At 35.9% G+C, this 16,558-nt stretch carries 15 protein-coding genes; 8 read left to right on the top strand and 7 right to left on the bottom strand.

What is annotated here, in order from left to right:
* The first annotated feature begins 141 nt into the window (after positions 1 to 141).
* From ACY45D_RS10315 to ACY45D_RS10295, 5 genes are all read left to right on the top strand, one after another.
* Entirely contained in the window at positions 142 to 1,152 is a 1,011-nt protein-coding gene (locus ACY45D_RS10315) for an AraC family transcriptional regulator (RefSeq protein WP_463106668.1), read from the top strand.
* Positions 1,153 to 1,285: 133 nt separating this feature from the next.
* A complete protein-coding gene (zapE, locus tag ACY45D_RS10310) occupies positions 1,286 to 2,437 on the top strand; it encodes a cell division protein ZapE (protein ID WP_463106667.1) in 1,152 nt (383 codons plus the stop codon).
* Positions 2,438 to 2,838: 401 nt separating this feature from the next.
* On the top strand, positions 2,839 to 5,001 hold the full coding sequence (locus tag ACY45D_RS10305) for a malate synthase G (protein ID WP_463106666.1): 2,163 nt from the start codon (positions 2,839 to 2,841) through the stop codon (positions 4,999 to 5,001).
* Between the two features lie 200 nt (positions 5,002 to 5,201).
* The gene (locus ACY45D_RS10300) at positions 5,202 to 5,822 is read left to right on the top strand and encodes a 2OG-Fe(II) oxygenase (protein ID WP_463106665.1); all 621 of its coding nucleotides are present in this window, start codon (positions 5,202 to 5,204) and stop codon (positions 5,820 to 5,822) included.
* A gap of 81 nt (positions 5,823 to 5,903) precedes the next feature.
* The gene (locus ACY45D_RS10295) at positions 5,904 to 6,566 is read left to right on the top strand and encodes an SOS response-associated peptidase (RefSeq protein WP_463106664.1); all 663 of its coding nucleotides are present in this window, start codon (positions 5,904 to 5,906) and stop codon (positions 6,564 to 6,566) included.
* Positions 6,567 to 6,575: 9 nt separating this feature from the next.
* Here ACY45D_RS10295 and ACY45D_RS10290 read toward each other — a convergent pair whose 3' ends face one another.
* Both ACY45D_RS10290 and ACY45D_RS10285 read right to left on the bottom strand, forming a co-directional pair.
* Complete coding sequence (locus tag ACY45D_RS10290) at positions 6,576 to 7,040, bottom strand: MarR family winged helix-turn-helix transcriptional regulator (protein ID WP_463106663.1); 465 nt, start codon at positions 7,038 to 7,040, stop codon at positions 6,576 to 6,578.
* Between the two features lie 147 nt (positions 7,041 to 7,187).
* Positions 7,188 to 7,505: a hypothetical protein gene (locus tag ACY45D_RS10285; protein ID WP_463106662.1), complete on the bottom strand. Its 318-nt coding sequence runs from the start codon at positions 7,503 to 7,505 to the stop codon at positions 7,188 to 7,190.
* A 657-nt stretch (positions 7,506 to 8,162) separates the two neighbouring features.
* Here ACY45D_RS10285 and ACY45D_RS10280 point away from each other — a divergent pair.
* Both ACY45D_RS10280 and ACY45D_RS10275 read left to right on the top strand, forming a co-directional pair.
* Complete coding sequence (locus tag ACY45D_RS10280; protein ID WP_463106661.1) at positions 8,163 to 9,704, top strand: TerC family protein; 1,542 nt, start codon at positions 8,163 to 8,165, stop codon at positions 9,702 to 9,704.
* A 244-nt stretch (positions 9,705 to 9,948) separates the two neighbouring features.
* Positions 9,949 to 10,059, top strand: a complete 111-nt coding sequence (locus tag ACY45D_RS10275; RefSeq protein ID WP_463109475.1) for a YHYH domain-containing protein — start codon at positions 9,949 to 9,951, stop codon at positions 10,057 to 10,059.
* Positions 10,060 to 10,142: 83 nt separating this feature from the next.
* Here ACY45D_RS10275 and chrA read toward each other — a convergent pair whose 3' ends face one another.
* From chrA to ACY45D_RS10260, 3 genes are all read right to left on the bottom strand, one after another.
* Positions 10,143 to 11,447, bottom strand: a complete 1,305-nt coding sequence (chrA, locus tag ACY45D_RS10270; protein ID WP_463109474.1) for a chromate efflux transporter — start codon at positions 11,445 to 11,447, stop codon at positions 10,143 to 10,145.
* 22 nt (positions 11,448 to 11,469) lie between these two features.
* Entirely contained in the window at positions 11,470 to 12,402 is a 933-nt protein-coding gene (locus ACY45D_RS10265) for a chromate resistance protein ChrB domain-containing protein (RefSeq protein WP_463106660.1), read from the bottom strand.
* A gap of 383 nt (positions 12,403 to 12,785) precedes the next feature.
* On the bottom strand, positions 12,786 to 13,643 hold the full coding sequence (locus ACY45D_RS10260; protein WP_463106659.1) for an alpha/beta hydrolase family protein: 858 nt from the start codon (positions 13,641 to 13,643) through the stop codon (positions 12,786 to 12,788).
* Between the two features lie 139 nt (positions 13,644 to 13,782).
* Here ACY45D_RS10260 and ACY45D_RS10255 point away from each other — a divergent pair, with 139 nt between their 5' ends.
* A complete protein-coding gene (locus ACY45D_RS10255; RefSeq protein WP_463106658.1) occupies positions 13,783 to 14,241 on the top strand; it encodes a hypothetical protein in 459 nt (152 codons plus the stop codon).
* A 95-nt stretch (positions 14,242 to 14,336) separates the two neighbouring features.
* Here ACY45D_RS10255 and ACY45D_RS10250 read toward each other — a convergent pair whose 3' ends face one another.
* Together ACY45D_RS10250 and brnQ are read right to left on the bottom strand one after the other, a co-directional pair.
* Positions 14,337 to 14,573 carry a hypothetical protein gene (locus ACY45D_RS10250; RefSeq protein ID WP_463106657.1) on the bottom strand — a complete coding sequence of 79 codons (237 nt, stop codon included), beginning with the start codon at positions 14,571 to 14,573 and terminating at the stop codon, positions 14,337 to 14,339.
* A 565-nt stretch (positions 14,574 to 15,138) separates the two neighbouring features.
* Entirely contained in the window at positions 15,139 to 16,431 is a 1,293-nt protein-coding gene (brnQ, locus tag ACY45D_RS10245) for a branched-chain amino acid transport system II carrier protein (protein ID WP_463106656.1), read from the bottom strand.
* Between the last annotated feature and the right edge of the window lie 127 nt (positions 16,432 to 16,558).

The following is a 16,558-nucleotide window of genomic DNA, read 5'->3' as shown; positions in this document are numbered from 1 at the left end:
GCATGCTTTAATTTTGCATAGATTAATTGAAATACACATTTAGAATAATGATTGCCTTGACATGAATATTGATATATTCGGCAATTTCCAAAACGTGCTCTTTATAGTAAAAAGTTGTTGTAATCGATATTTGAAGACAAGATGAAACGATCAATACTCGGCTTGATGTACTTAATTCACGGTATGCGTAATGCAGGAATAGATGTGAATTCACGACTTGAGAGTATCGGCATCAAAGCGGACGCTTTAGATCCAAGTTCAATTATTCATCCAAGTCTTGAGTGGGATATTTTAAAAGTTATTGGTAAAGATGTAGCGCCTGAAACAGGATTATTCATTGGTAAACATTATTCTCTTGCAGGTTATGGCCCTTTATTAATGCTGTTAGTGACTTGTAATACTGTTTATGAAGCCATTCAAAAAGGCATTCAATATCAAGGTTTAACCTATTTATATGGTGTATTGGGTATTGAAAATAGTGAACATCAAATTGCTTTAACTTATCAACCAATTGATTTAGATTCAGAAATGGGTCTATTAAGAGCGCAATGTGAAATATCGGGTACGCATAAATTTTTAGATGATATTTATAAAATGATGGGGCTGACTGCGCCAAGTGTTCGAATAGAGTTACCTTTTGCACAACCCCAAAATGCGGAAATGTTAAAACAATACCAAGACTATTATGGTTCAGACTTGCATTTTGGCTGTGACAAAGCCGCATTCTGGCTGAATCACGATGTGATGCAACTTAAAATACCTTCTGCAGACCCGATTACACATCGGGTTTATGAAGTAAAATGTGTTGAAGAACTGGCACGGTTAAATGCAGAAGAAGAAAAAGTACCTGCCTTAATTCAACGTGTAAATGATTATTTAGAGTTACAACAAGGCGTTATTCCTTCAATGGCAGCGGTTGCACAAGCTTTAAATTTACCAGAACGTACATTACGACATCAGCTTCAACAATTGAATACCAGTTATAAGCAAATTCGAGAGCAGCTTATAAAACATAAAGCTTTGCGATTGATTGAATATAAAGAATATTCAATTGAAGTGATTGCGGAGTTGTTGGGATATTCCGAACCTGCCGCATTTAATCATGCCTTTAAACGGTGGTTTGGGCAAAGCCCAAGGCAATACGGTAAATAGCCTAACCATGATTGTATGAAAAAATTGTATGAAAAAGATGATTTATTATTTAACCTAGATTATGCCAAAGTTTTATTTATCAAAAATGAATATTCGATATAATCTCCCTAGCCATTAAAAGTACCTTAGCCATATGTTAGATCAAAATTCAACCAACAATACTGCATTTTCTCCCGTATCACCCGCAGAACGTTACGCTAAAGCTTTATCTTCTGGGCAATTTTTACCCGATGATGCGCAAGCACATGCAGTGCATGAGTTGGAGCGTGTATGGCAAGAATTGATTAATCGGTATAAAGCTTCGAAAAAAGCGTTCCGTCGTTTTAGACGCCAAACTGCACCACGTGGTGTCTATATGTGGGGCGGTGTAGGGCGTGGTAAAACATGGTTGATGGATCAGTTTTACGAGTCGATACCGTTTCGCCGTAAAACCCGCATGCATTTTCACCACTTTATGCAATATGTACATAAAGAATTGAATAAACTTGCAGGACAACGTAATCCATTGGATCTAGTGGCAGATCAAATTTACAAAGAAGCTGTAGTGATTTGTTTTGATGAGTTTTTTGTATCTAATGTAACCGATGCCATGATCCTGAGTGACTTATTTCAAAAGTTATTTACGCGTGGAATTACTTTAATTGCAACATCGAATATTGCACCTGATGGTTTATATAAGAATGGTATTCACCGTGATCGTTTTCTACCCACCATTGAAATGGTCAATACGCATTGCGTGGTTTTGAATGTCGATGCAGGTGTGGACTATCGGTTGCGTGTACTCAAACAAGCCCAATTATTTAAAACACCATTAAGTGATGATAATAAAGTCTGGATGGCGAAACGTTTCAATGCGCTTACCAGTTCGCAAGTTATTTCAGAAGAACCGATTCAGATCAATAATCGTGTTGTTGAAACCATCGGACATACAGAAGATGTGTTGTGGTGTGAATTTAGGGAACTGTGTATGAAACCACGCAGTCCTTCTGATTTTATTGAGATTGCCAATATTTATAATACGGTTTTGGTGAGTAATGTTCCGCATTTAACCGATACACTTTCAGAAGGAACACGTCGTTTTATTTACTTAGTCGATGAGTTTTATGACCGTGGTGTGAAGTTATTGTTAACCTCAGAAGATTCAATTATTAAAATCTATGAAGGTGAGAAACTGGCCTTTGAAATCGAGAGAACTCGTTCGCGTCTACTTGAAATGCAATCAGATGAGTATTTGCAGTCTGAACATCGTTTAATTAAAGATTCGGGTGAATCACAAGCTGAATAATCGACGTTATTTAGCGCAGGGAAGCACTCAAATGAGTGCTTTTTTTGATTCAAGAAAAGACAATAATTTTAAACATAATTGTCAGTTTGCTTTATCGACATTTCGTTGTATTCGTGGCTTAATCTTTGCACGAGGAAATAAAGTGTATTTAAAAAATGGATCAATTAGCACTTATTCGGCACTTTAGTCTAATTTCGACATTTAAAAAACTTTATACACTGTAAAAAGCGATCCAAGTTGATGATATTGTCTCATTTTTAATCATTATTTTTAAAATGAATGCTCGCATTTATTTAAATTAAAATGATCACTATTTAGCAATGTGATAATACTATTCAGCATGGTTTAAATCGGTATACTAGAAACTCTTGTTATAAAAAGTAGCAATATCAGGAAAGACAATGACTGCACGTATTCAGAAAGGCAAGTTAGCGATTGCTAAAGAACTTTACGATTTCATCGAAAATGAAGCACTACCAGGTTCTGGTTTAGACAGTGAAACTTACTGGAAAAACTTTGAGCAAGTTGTTGTCGATCTTAGCCCTAAGAATAAAGCGCTTTTAGCTAAGCGTGATGACATTCAGGCTAAAATTGATGAATGGCACCGTAATAATAAATTTGAGCTAGAAGCTTATAAAGCTTTTCTTAAAGAAATTGGCTACTTAGTACCAGAAGTAGAAGATTTCCACATCAGCACAGAAAATGTAGATGAAGAAATCGCATTATTGGCTGGTGCGCAATTGGTGGTACCTGTGCGTAATGCACGTTACTGCTTAAATGCTGCAAATGCACGTTGGGGCTCACTCTATGACGCGCTTTACGGTTTTGATGTGATCTCCGAAGAAGGTGGCGCAGAAAAAGGTAAAGGCTATAACCCAGTTCGTGGCGATAAAGTAGTTGCATTTGCTAAAAACTTCTTAAATGAAACATTCCCATTAGCAACTGGCGCGCATGCAGATGTGACTAAATATGCTGTAGAAGGCAAAAAGCTTGTTGCAACCTTAAAAGATGGTTCAACATCGACTTTAGCAAAAGAAGCACAATTTGTTGGTTTTAATGGTGAAGCGTCAGCTCCAACAGAAATCGTTTTATTAAATAATGGCTTACACGTTATTATCGAAATTGATGCGAATAGCCCAATTGGTAAAACAGATGCTGCTGGTGTTAAAGATTTAGTTCTTGAAGCTGCTTTGACAACGATTCAAGATTTAGAAGATTCGATTGCTGCTGTAGATGCAGAAGAAAAAGTTGAAGGCTACCGTAACTGGTTAGGTCTAATGAAAGGTACTTTGGAAGAATCTATCGAGAAAAACGGCAAGACTGTTACTCGTACATTGAACAAAGACCGTACGCATAAAAACTTGATCGGTGGTGAAACGACACTTCATGGTCGTTCTTTAATGCTTCTTCGTAACGTTGGTCATTTAATGACGAATCCAGCGATCCTTGTAGATGGTGCTGAAATCTACGAAGGTATTATGGATGCGTTGATCACGCCATTATTGTCTTTTGCAGATATTAAAGGCGAAAACGAAAACAAGAACTCTCGTAAAGGTTCTATGTACATCGTGAAGCCAAAAATGCATGGTCCTGAAGAAGTTGCATTTGCTGTTGAATTATTTGAACGTGCTGAGCAAGCATTGGGCTTACCTGCGAAAACGTTAAAAATCGGTATTATGGATGAAGAACGTCGTACATCTGTAAACTTGAAAAACTGTATCGCTCAAGCAAAAGACCGTACTATTTTCATCAATACTGGTTTCATGGACCGTACTGGTGATGAAATCCATACATTTATGGAAGCAGGCCCATTCGTTCGTAAAGGCGAAGTGAAGTCTCAAACTTGGTTCCCAGCATACGAAAACCGTAACGTTATGATCGGTCTTCAAGCGGGTTTACGTGGCAAAGCGCAAATTGGTAAAGGCATGTGGCCAAAACCAGATATGCTTTTAGACATGTATAAAACGAAGAGTGAACATCCAGAAGCGGGCGCGAGCTGTGCTTGGGTTCCATCACCATCGGGTGCTGTAATTCATGCAATCCATTATCACCATTGCAACGTATCAGCTCGTCAACAAGAATTGTTGAAAACTGAAGCATTGACACTTGATGATTTGTTAACGCCACCTTTAGCAACAGATACAAATTGGACTGACGAAGAAAAAACCAAAGAGCTTGAAAATAACCTTCAAGGTATTTTAGGTTATGTGGTTCGTTGGGTTGATCTCGGTGTAGGTTGTTCGAAAGTTCCAGATATTAACAACGTTGGTTTGATGGAAGACCGTGCAACTTTACGTATTTCTTCACAACACGTTGCGAACTGGTTGCGTCACGGTATCGTAAGCAAAGAGCAAGTTGAAGAAGTTATGCAACGTATGGCGAAAATCGTAGACGAACAAAATGCGAGCGATCCGCTTTATACACCAATGGCACCAAGTTTCGATGGTTATGCGTATAAAGCAGCATATGACCTCGTATTCAAAGGTGGTGAGCAACCATCGGGTTATACTGAGCCATTATTGCATGCTTCACGTTTGAAGTTAAAAGGTTATACAGGTGATTAATTTCACTGCGGTATAAAGTCAAAAAAGCCTCTTCGGAGGTTTTTTTGTTTTTAGTCACGTCCAGTCAATCGTATTTTAATAAAACTAGAGCGCACTAGTTTGCGGTCATGGAATTTATGTAGTGAGAGCAGTAAGATTACTCAAACAATCATAAATCTCTGCTACAATTTAAAAGAATCAATCTTTAAGTTGAATTATAAATGTCATCAATTCTTAAATTAGATGCATTGAAAAATGCTGAAGTTTCTAGCACGCCATATCCTTTTTTTGTCGTTGAAAATGCAATAGCAGATAGCGAAGTACAATCTGTAATTCAGGAATTTCCAAAGATTGAGCAAGGCGGAAGTTTTAATATTGAAGATGTTGAAATTAAGCCAAATTTTGACCGATTCTTAAAATCATTAGATACACCTGAATTTCGCCAAATTTTGACAGATAAGTTTGATGTGAATGTGATGGAGCATCCAATGATGATTACATTGCGTGGTTATTCACGTCAAAAAGATGGTCGTATTCATAGCGACTCTAAAAGTAAGCTATTAACCATTCTTATTTATTTAAATGAATCGTGGGATGCGCCTAATGGCCGTTTACGTATTTTAAATGATGATAAAGACATTAATAATTATGTTGCGGAAATCAATGCGGGCCCCGGCTCATTGGTTGCTTTTAAAGTGACAGATAATGGTTGGCATGGTTATATTCCTTATGAAGGGCAACGTCAGTCGATTCAAATTAACTTCCTCACTAGCGAAAAAGCCAATGCGAAGCATAAGTTTTTCCATGGTTTAAGTGCTAAAGTGAAAAAGATTTTTGGTTGATTTAAATGGAGGTAAATGTAGATTTGCCTCCATTTTTAGTATCACTTTGATAAAGCTGAAAACAAAAAATTATTTAATTGTATGTGTGCCAATTTTAAACCGATTAATTTGATACAAGTTGAGCAACTCCGTTTGCCAATGATCCCTTTCGCATATGAAGAGGAAATATTTCCAAGCTTTCAAACACCATTGCTCTTCAAATCCAACCAAGGAATAGAGTGGCGTTTAGTAAACTTTGGTTTAATCCCGAAGTGGGCAGAGGATAAGGAGGTTGCTAAGCGTACCTACAATGCTCGCAATGAAACAGTCATGGAAAAACCAAGCTTTAGCGAAGCATTTGCTAAATGTCAGTTTGGTGTGATTCCTGTAAGTGAATTTTATGAATCAAAATATATCAATGGTAAACCACAGCGTTGGGCAGTCAGGCGTAAAGATGGTCAAGCATTCTATATTGCAGCGCTGTATGAAATTACCCGATTGAAAAGTGGTGAAGTTGTACGTTCAGCAACGATGCTGAGTATGGATGCTCATCATCACGAAATGATGAAAGAGTTTCATGAACCAAGAACGGATAAGCGTTCCATCGTGGTGATACCACAACACCGTTTAGAAGAATGGCTGTCGCTGAAACAGCCGAATATAATGAGTTTTATCGAAGGATTTCCTGTAGAGGAGTTTGAGTGTTATTACTACCCAAAACAACGGCACAACAAAAACACTCTACAGATCAATATGTTTGACTAGTTTTATGGTCTAATGAGAAAGATTTTTAAAAATATGCTTTAAACTTTCCATCATTTTTTCAATTTGTAATGGTGTTAAACCATCAAATGATTGCTCAAGTACCACACTCATTAAGTCATTAATTTTTTGAGTCATTTGTTTGCCTGACTCGGTAAGTTTGACTCGAGTAATACGTGCGTCATGCTCACAAGAAAAAGTTTCAACAAAACCTTCTTCTTTTAAACGATACACGATTTTAGTGGTTGTCGACATTTTAGAAACAATCATTTCTGACAGTTCCGAAACACTGGCATTGGGTTTTGCCTCTAAAGAAATCAATAGGCGACGTCTAGAGTTGTCAACACCATATTTCTTTAGAACATGGTCAACGTTTAACACGTATTGCGCATGTACTTGAGTAATCCAGTAATAAGGAAAACTTTCTATATTAAAATTTTCAGCGGAAGGCAAAAATTTTGAATACTTCTTAGTCATTAGGTAACCCTGATTTTTTGTAATTATAGCCAAACTTGAGGCCTAATAATATTTTATTTTGAATAGTTGAATCAACACGTGATTAATCGCTTAAAGTAAAAAAACAAGGAAAATCCATAAAATATAAATTTTCCTTGGAGTATAAACTTAAGCAGAGCCATCCAGTAAAGACAGAGTACAACTGTCGTTACCTTGATGAAACGCAACAATACTTTGAGCAAATTTAGTTGCTTCTTCTTGCAATTGAGAATTGGTAGCTTTCGTATCTGATAGTTGTGCTGTCAGATCTGCATTTTCAAGAAAGACATTGTAGGTCAATTCTTGCTGATTATTCTCTTGCGTAAACATGACTTTGACCAGATGCTGTTCTAGGACTGAATCAAGGTTGATATAAGTTCCTACATAGCTTGTATTTGCAATAGCTTTTGAAATCTTGTTAAAAGTCAATGCATTTACACTTGTCATAGCGGTTAATCCTATTCACTTTTACGTGCTTTAGTGGTGATGAAAAACTAAAGCGACTGAGTCAAAATGTTCAATAACTAAACAATGCTGACTGTGGTCTTATTCTAATGAAAAATTAAGTGCATGAGACTTGGCTTTATGATGAAAAAATTCTGTCGCAATAGTCATAACAAGTGTAGGTTTGTTTATTTGTTGTGTGAATATTGGTTTAACAATTTGAAAATAATCATTTTTAATATTGATAAAAGATGCAAAGTTGAAGAGTGACGTAACATTCCCTAAGTGTAATAAATCATTACAAAAATTAGGTGATTAATGGCTAAGTATATCTTTCATAAATATTATTAAGCCTCGTTTAAATGTGGGCTTATCCATTGCAATGTATACTAATTTTTATTGTTAAACTTGTCATAGTCATTTTGGGCCATTTTTAGACTAAAGTTGAATAATTTTTGATAAGCAATGATTGTTTACGCAAGTTTTACCAAATTTATAAAAGACTAAAATGTAATTTTTTCATGAAAAGTAATTACAAATCTTAGATATTGTGCATAATTAAACTAATATTGTTGAAAAGGTATCATTCATGGATCCGTCGTCGTGTAGGTCAAACTTATTTTTGTCTTCTTTTTATAATAAAAAGCAGGAGATCTAATAATGGAATTTTTATTAGACCCTGGTATTTGGGTTGGTCTTTTAACCCTGATTGTTTTAGAAATTGTATTGGGGATTGATAACCTCGTATTTATTGCCATTCTTGCAGATAAATTACCTCCTGAACAACGAGATAAGGCGCGTGTTATTGGCTTGTCTTTAGCTTTATTGATGCGTCTAGGCTTATTGTCTGTCATTTCTTGGTTGGTTACATTAACCAAACCTTTAGTTTCCTTTGCTGACTTTTCATTTTCTGGAAGAGATTTAATTCTCTTATTCGGCGGGCTCTTCCTTGTTTATAAAGCAGTGACAGAACTGCATGAAAAAATGGAAGGAAAGCCAGAAGTGAAAAGCACTGGCGCAGTGGTTTATGCAAGTTTTTGGGCAGTTGTTGCACAAATTATCGTACTTGATGCGGTGTTCTCACTGGATTCAGTGATTACAGCAATTGGTATGGTCGATAATATTTATGTGATGATGGCTGCGGTAACGATTGCTGTTATCGTAATGTTAATTGCTTCAAAACCATTAACAAGCTTTGTAAATAGACATCCTACAGTGGTGATTCTATGTTTAAGCTTCTTATTGTTAATTGGTGTGAGTTTGATTGCAGAAGGCTTCGGCTTCCATATTCCAAAAGGTTATATTTACTCAGGTATTGGTGTTGCGATTTTAATTGAAGCATTTAACCAATTTTCAAGCCGAAATGCAGAAAAGCATGAGTCCAAAATCCCTTTACGTCATCGCACTGCAGATTCAATTCTCAAGATGATGGGCAGTAAATTAGACGCCGATTTGTTGCAAACGCCTGAAGCCTTGGCTGCACAAAAAGCCTTTGGTGATGAAGAGCGTTATATGGTTGGTGGAGTTTTAACGCTTGCAGAGCGTTCTGTTGCATCGATCATGACACCGAGAAATCAGATTTCATGGATCAACCTTGACGATGATCCTGAAAGCATTCGCCAGCAAATACTCGCAGTGCCACACAGCTTATTTCCAGTGTGTCGTGGACAATTGGATAAGGTTGTCACTGTGGTACGTGCTAAAGAGTTAATTGATGTTTTGGATGAGCCTGAACAGCTGAATACTCTATTGAAACGTCATCGTCCAATCTTTATTTTTGAGAAAATGAAGGTGATTGATGCGATTCATACCTTGAGAACTTCAAAAGGTTCTTTGGTTTTGGTGAGTAATGAGTTTGGTAATATTCAAGGTTTGATCTCTCCACTGGATGTGTTCGAAGCGATTGCCGGTGAATTCCCAGATGCGGATGAGCAACTGGAATTGGTCAAGCTAGATGAAACCACTTGGAAAGCTTCTGGAATGTTAGATCTATACCAGCTTGAATTGGAGTTAGGTATGTTGGATCTGGTTCAAGAAGATTCAGGTTATTTCAGCGTTGCAGGTTTAATCTTGGATAAGACTCAAGGTGAAGCCAAAGTAGGCACGCAGATCGAACAAGAGGGGATTTGGTTTGAGGTTGTTGAGATGGATGAAAATCGAATCAAAACAGTCAAAATTACTCGTCCTGAACAGTTCGCTTGAATTCGCAAAGATGTGATATTCACAATTTAAGTATCAAGAATGCCTCATTGATTGAGGCATTTTTTTTATTGCTAGAAACATATTTGAAGCGAATACTTAGATTCTTAGGATTTATTTTCAACCAAGATGGTTTCATACGATTTTAAATTGCATTAAAAATTTTTTAAATAAGTAGGAAAATATTGTAAAATTATTTCTCTTATATTTATTTGATTTAAAAGGAATTATTGTGAAAAAATTATTAATGCTATGTTTAGTTATTTTTGCCTCTACAAATATCAATGCTCATTCAGGGGGTACAGACTCAGAAGGTTGTCACACTAATAGCAAAACGGGTGAACGTCATTGTCATTGATATTAATTGAGTAGGAATAGTTATTCCTACTCATTCAAACGTTGGAACATATTTCAAAACAACAATTTTTAAAAGAACAGTTTTTAAAATAAAAGTTTAATGGCTAAACCTATCAGGGCAGATAAAGCAATCACCCTTAAAACACTTTGATTAAATTTAAATAAGGCGAACATAGCCAGAATCGTAATCAGTGCTGCAATATAATCAAATGAGCCTGCAAACCCTTTGGGCCATAACACATGATAAGCAAAGAATAATGCTAAATTCAGGATTACCCCAACAACCGCAGCGGTAATTGCAGTGAGAGGTGCGGTAAATTTAATTTGATTATGTGTCGATTCAATGATTGGCCCACCTGCCAAGATAAATAAAAATGAGAATATAAAGGTAAACCATGTCACGATCACTGCGCCCAATACTCCCGTAATGAATTGTGATTCTCCCAATATCTGATGGCTATAGGCGCCAATAAAACCAACAAATGCCACCACCATAATTAATGGGCCAGGTGTGCTTTCACCGAGCGCTAAACCATCAATCATTTGGGTCGGGCTGAGCCAATGATAATAGTTAACAGCGCCTTGATATACATATGGTAAAACCGCATAAGCACCGCCAAAGGTCATCAAGGCTGCTTTAGTGAAAAACAAAGCCATTTGCGTATAGGTGTGATTCCACCCAAAAATGTAAAACAGGCTGATGAATGGCACAAGCCATAAAATGGCTGCAATGATTACAATTTTTGCAAGACGTGACCATTTGAATACAGCATGCTCAGGAATAGGGGTATCATCATCAATTACAGCTTTGCCATAGGATTGATGACTGGTTGGATGTGTTTGGTTTGAAAATAATTCAGGGTATTTTTTACTGCTAAAATAGCCAGTTAAAGCAGCCAGTAAAACAATGATGGGAAAGGGGATATTAAAAATAAAGATCGCAATAAATGCCAGTGCAGCGATAAACCATAGAAATTTATTCTTTAATGATTTACTGCCTATACGATAGGTTGCATGAAATACAATTGCTGTAACAGCAGGTTTGATGCCGTAAAATAATCCAGCGATCACTGGAACATCGCCAAATTTGATATATACCCAAGACAGCGCAATTAAAATAAATAATGAGGGCAGTACAAATAGAATGCCTGCAATTAAACCGCCTTTGGTTTTATGCATCAGCCAGCCAATATAAGTTGCCAATTGTTGTGCTTCTGGTCCAGGCAGCAGCATGCAATAATTCAAAGCATGCATAAATCTTTTTTCAGAAATCCATTTTTTTTGCTCAACCAGTTCTTGATGCATGACAGCAATTTGACCAGCTGGGCCACCAAAACTAATGAAACCAAGTTTAAGCCAAAACAATACTGCTTGCCAAAAACTGATCATTTCGGCTTGAGTTTGATTATTTTCAGTGCTCAAGTGATTCTCCAAATAGATCTGCATATAGACCATCAAAAATATGATTTGAGAGTGTTAAGAGTTGGTCATCGTCTAAAATCGTGGTTTTTAAACCATGAATAACCTTCTCAAAACCAACAGCTTCAGCAGGTTCGTGACCACCGATATCGAGGTAATGCACAATTTCAGCAATTTTATTTAATGCAAAATTGCTTTGCTTAAAGCTATGTATTAAAACTTCGAAAGTCACAAAGTTGTCGATATGAGTGAATTTTGCTCCATCGAAATCGAAACCGATCGCCTCAGTAGGGCAATCAGTTGGTGAGTCTAACCATTTGAATTGAGCAGAGGGATCAATAAATTTTTGAATGAACCATGCTGAAGCAAGTCGATCAATCCATGGACGTTTTCGGGTTGCCCAAACTTTATTTTGAAAATGCTCAATCTTTAATGCTTGTATGGTTTGTAAGCTGATTTGAGGTTCATCGATTTCCCCCAAACGGGTGATTTTATATTCAAGATCATTTAGTACCTTGATTGATTGTTGTTGTATGGGCTGTGGGAAATAATCGATTTGAATTAATTGATTTAAGCTTTTCTTTAATTTTCTGATGTGTTTTAAATGTTCATTTTTTTTGGTCACATCGAGTTCATTTTCAAGTATTTTTAATTGCTTTAAAAATACTAAGTATTCTTCATTGCGATCAAATAATTTAACCAAATCAATATTTTCAGGGCAGTTGCAATTGAAAATATAGGCTTTGCCTTCTTCATTTTGATGGTGTTGAGAAATGTCATCAAATTTATCTGCATGTGTGGATGGCAATAAATAGACCCCATCTCTAAGTGTAGCTGCGCCACAATTTTTGATAGATCGCCATACCCTCATCCGCGTTGCTGTACTTTGGGTGGGGAGGCTTGAAATAAGCAAGGAAATGTTCATGTTGTATATTCTACAAATTTTGTATTAAACATAACATATTTAAAAATTAAGTTTAGAATATAAATGAATAAAGATAGCGATGGATGTGAAAAGTAGATATTTAAAAATATTTTAAATCAATAAAGTAGATGATTTAACGGATTTTATACTGTAAAAATTGCTTTTATTGAGAATAGATTGAAATTAAAAAAACACAGAATCAGAGAGGCTTTTGAATTGTATGGCTTAAATTACGTTTTTATCAATTGCATAGGATTGCTAAAAGTATTCTCAGGATTAGCTCAACGATCATTCAGATGAACTTTGATTAACCTTATATTTTTAAATAAAAAAAAGCACTTAAACAGGATTACGTATTTAAGTGCTTAAAACCAAAAAAAGGTTTAGTTAAAAATGTTTTCGGTCATTAATGGCCATAAATTTTGATGTGATTTTCTAAACATTAACATATGCCCAATGGCTTTATGATCATGTGCTTTGGGCTTAAGTTCAATCATATTAGTGGTTGCATTCGGGTATAAACGCAATAAGTCTTGGACATTGGCTTGGGTTGCAATCTCATCATCAGAAGACCAATACACAGTAATAGGGCATTGAATTTCTTGGTGATAATCTTCAAAAATGGTTTTACCAATCGCATTCATAACATAACCAGGTTTGCTACAAAATTGCGCCCATTGTTGTGCAACTTTTTTAGGTAGATTTTCGCCCATACCTAACATTTTTGTTGCACCATAGCCTTTGAATAAGCTAGAGACTGGAAATACCAAATTGAACATAACAGGCGCTAATTGTTTGGTACGACCTTTTAAGCCTTTGATATGTCCTGTTGAGCCTGAAATAGCAATTACTTGTGCGACTTTCTCATAATTCGGTACAACACCCAGTAGCTGCCCACCCGCACTATGACCGATGAGGGTAACTTGTTGTTTACCCGTTTTCGCAAGCAGCGCTTGAATGGCCGCTGGAATATCAAGTTGTCCCCAGTCTTGAATGCTTGCGTTTGATTGACGAATTGGGCCGTGTAATGACTCTCCAATACCACGATAATCAAAGACTAAAACATCTAAATCTTGTTCTGTAAGCCATACGATAAAGTCGTGATAAAAGCCTTGAGTAATACCTGTTGCAGGGCAAACCAACACAGGAAGTTGCTGAGTTGGATGTTTCGCCTTGTAAAAACGTGCGCTTAAGCCATAGCTATCTGCACAACTTATGGTTAGATTTTCAAAAGTACTCATAGTCAATCAATAACGTTTAAAGTTATGTTTACTTTAAATGAGTTCCAAAAAGAAACTAAATTAAAATGTGACTAAAAAGTCATTATACTCGAATAGCTTGAGTATTAGATTTGACTGTTAAATAAAATAGGACAATAAAATGGATGTTTATCTTTTACCGCTTTCTGTCAAATTAGCTTTATTATTCAGTGGAATATATTTATTGGTGGGAATGCTGACAGGGGTGTGGAAGTATTACCAAATAAGTCGTTCTGAATTGGCAAGAGCGCATTATTATGTCGATATTGCCCATCGTAGTAGTTTGCTTTATGCGCCTGCAACGTTGATTTTAGCGGTGATGGCATATTGTTCTACATGGTCAGAATTGGTCAATCTGGCTTTTATTGTGATTAATTTAATTTTCTTTACATTTGCAATTCTGAGCTATGTCTTACATGGCTTTTTAAAAGATACAACGAATCAATTTAAACAACCACATCAATTAGGAAAAATGCATTTACCTAAAATACTGATGCGTATGGCAATGATTTTGTTGGTCATTGGAGAAGTTGCAGCAACAACAGGGCTTTTATTGGGAATGCTGAACGGATTGTTTTGAGGGATGATTATAAGGCTTAAGTGTTTAATTGTTATGCTTTTATGTTATTCGATGTCTTATTTTCATGATAAAGATGGATGCTTTGCATCCATCTTTTATTCTGTAATTTTTGCAAGCTTTCGTGATTTATGGTCGACAACGTCCCATACATAGAAGGCTGCTGATACGACTAGAGCATAAGCAAAGAATTCAGGTTTTAAATTGCCTTGAATTAGCCCATGAATAAACAATGTCGCTAATAATGCCAACGTAGTACTTAGATACGTGACCATTTTCTTGTTTGCCTTCAAAGAATTAATGAAGACTTGCTTATTGAAATGTATTGGTAACATCTCCATACCTCCTGTCTGCTCGACAAAAACCTAATTGTTTTGGTCTGGATTGGTTTATTTAGTTGTACCACATCTGATTATTATTTCAAGTGAAAATATGACTATTTTCATAAATAAATGTGACATATTTATGACAAAATATGAATATTTCATTTATTTAAAAAATATGTTTGATAAATATTCGATTATAAAGGTGGGCTGGATGAGAAGTGAGATCTAGTTATCATTATAAAATACAATAAGTTGCTCAGCCATGAAAGGCAACTAAGACCAAAGTTTATGATTTAATAAAAAATTTAGGCTAAAACTTAGCTATAACGATTATGAGAAATTAAAACGGATTTGTAAATGTAAAATTTTGTGTCTTTAAGCGAGTGGTTGTTTTATTTGCTTAAAATTTAATCAAAGCTACGAGCTGAGTTGTTATTTTTGAAATAACTAAACTTGCAAATTGATGTATAAGTGTCGCAAACAATAACAGTCAGTTGGGTAAACTCGACAATTATTGATCACTTTCAAAATATGATTTGGGTAAAATCAAATTTTAAGGACGTGTTAAAAAGATTTATTTTTTAACTTTATCGATTACGACACAAATAATTAAAACAATTAAAGATGGAATCAACCATGCTAAGTTTTGTTCATTTAACGGCAAGTTTTGGATGATTGCAGGTAAGCTGTCTTTAAAGCTGGTGACTTTAATGCCTTCAATAATACCGAAAATAAATGAAACTGCTGTTACTGGTGCAATGACCAAAGATGGACGGTTAAATTTTTTCCAGAAGAAACTGAGTACAATTACGACAATCGCTGGCGGATAAATTGCACTTAAAACAGGTACTGAAAACGCAATCAGCTTGGTTAAACCCAGATTAGAAATGACCAATGAGAATAAAACTAAAATGACCACTAAAATCTTATAAGGGATTTTAAGCAATTCAGAGAAATATTCTGCACATGCGCAGGTTAAGCCAATCGCAGTGACCATACATGCAATAAAAATTAGAGCAGTAAGGAATAATGAACCTAAATCACCAAAGGCATGTTGTACATAGGCATGTAGGATTACAGCACCGTTTGCAGCATTTGGAGCAACATCATGGCTGCCTAAACCCAGTTTAAACAGACTTAAATAAACAAGTGTTAAACCAACACCTGAAATTAAACTTGCGATCACTGCATATTTAGTCACGAGTTTTTTATCGGTTACACCACGCGAATGAATCGCATGAATAATCACGATACCAAAAACTAATGCACCCAAAGTATCCATAGTGAGGTAACCGTTCACGAAACCTTCAGAAACTGGGCTGCTGACATAATTATTGATTGCAGGGGAAATTGAGCCTGTAGGCGTGACCAAGGCTGCAATGCCTAAAATAGCAAGTGCAATAATTTTTAATGGTGCAAGAATGTGACCTACAGTATCCAATAATTTATTTGGGTAAAGCGACACAACGGTCACAAAAGCAAAATAAATAATACTGTAAATCAGTAATGATGAACTGCTGTTGCCAAAATAAGTAGAAAAACCGATTTCGTAAGAAACAGTTGCAGTACGTGGGGTTGCAAATAAAGGCCCAACTGAAAGATAACAAACGACAGTTAGTAGTAAACTGGCGACTTTACCCAAAGGTGAACTTAAAATTGCAATAGAACCTTCAGTTTTTGAAAGTGCCATGATGGTGAGTACAGGTAAGCCTACAGCGGTGATTAGAAAACCCAAAGCTGCGAGCCATACATGTTCACCTGCTTGTTGAGCAACAATAGGTGGAAAGATAATATTGCCTGCCCCAATAAATAAGGCAAAGGTCATAAACCCTAAAGCAATAATATCCTTGGTACGTAGATTCGTCATAAAGGAGAGGTTGGAGATACAAAAACGGTGATTTTAGTAGAAAAGTCGTTTTTTTTGTATTTTATTTTATAAATAACATTCCAGAAGTTTATAAATTTTAACCAATTAACCATATGAGTTATATTTA

Source organism: Acinetobacter sp. BZX-2, from assembly GCF_055179795.1.
The sequence above is the reverse complement of the archived record's forward strand: the minus strand, read 5'-3'. Positions and strand labels throughout refer to the sequence as shown.

What these genes read in the sequence shown, in the direction of transcription:
- brnQ (WP_463106656.1), bottom strand. Translation starts at nt 16,431, where the DNA reads ATGACGAATCTACGTACCAAGGATATTATTGCTTTAGGGTTTATGACC.
- ACY45D_RS10290 (WP_463106663.1), bottom strand. Translation starts at nt 7,040, where the DNA reads ATGACTAAGAAGTATTCAAAATTTTTGCCTTCCGCTGAAAATTTTAAT.
- ACY45D_RS10280 (WP_463106661.1), top strand. Translation starts at nt 8,163, where the DNA reads ATGGAATTTTTATTAGACCCTGGTATTTGGGTTGGTCTTTTAACCCTG.
- ACY45D_RS10275 (WP_463109475.1), top strand. Translation starts at nt 9,949, where the DNA reads ATGCTATGTTTAGTTATTTTTGCCTCTACAAATATCAATGCTCATTCA.
- chrA (WP_463109474.1), bottom strand. Translation starts at nt 11,447, where the DNA reads ATGATCAGTTTTTGGCAAGCAGTATTGTTTTGGCTTAAACTTGGTTTC.
- ACY45D_RS10260 (WP_463106659.1), bottom strand. Translation starts at nt 13,643, where the DNA reads ATGAGTACTTTTGAAAATCTAACCATAAGTTGTGCAGATAGCTATGGC.
- zapE (WP_463106667.1), top strand. Translation starts at nt 1,286, where the DNA reads ATGTTAGATCAAAATTCAACCAACAATACTGCATTTTCTCCCGTATCA.
- ACY45D_RS10255 (WP_463106658.1), top strand. Translation starts at nt 13,783, where the DNA reads ATGGATGTTTATCTTTTACCGCTTTCTGTCAAATTAGCTTTATTATTC.
- ACY45D_RS10305 (WP_463106666.1), top strand. Translation starts at nt 2,839, where the DNA reads ATGACTGCACGTATTCAGAAAGGCAAGTTAGCGATTGCTAAAGAACTT.
- ACY45D_RS10250 (WP_463106657.1), bottom strand. Translation starts at nt 14,573, where the DNA reads ATGTTACCAATACATTTCAATAAGCAAGTCTTCATTAATTCTTTGAAG.
- ACY45D_RS10300 (WP_463106665.1), top strand. Translation starts at nt 5,202, where the DNA reads ATGTCATCAATTCTTAAATTAGATGCATTGAAAAATGCTGAAGTTTCT.
- ACY45D_RS10265 (WP_463106660.1), bottom strand. Translation starts at nt 12,402, where the DNA reads ATGAACATTTCCTTGCTTATTTCAAGCCTCCCCACCCAAAGTACAGCA.
- ACY45D_RS10285 (WP_463106662.1), bottom strand. Translation starts at nt 7,505, where the DNA reads ATGACAAGTGTAAATGCATTGACTTTTAACAAGATTTCAAAAGCTATT.
- ACY45D_RS10315 (WP_463106668.1), top strand. Translation starts at nt 142, where the DNA reads ATGAAACGATCAATACTCGGCTTGATGTACTTAATTCACGGTATGCGT.
- ACY45D_RS10295 (WP_463106664.1), top strand. Translation starts at nt 5,904, where the DNA reads ATGTGTGCCAATTTTAAACCGATTAATTTGATACAAGTTGAGCAACTC.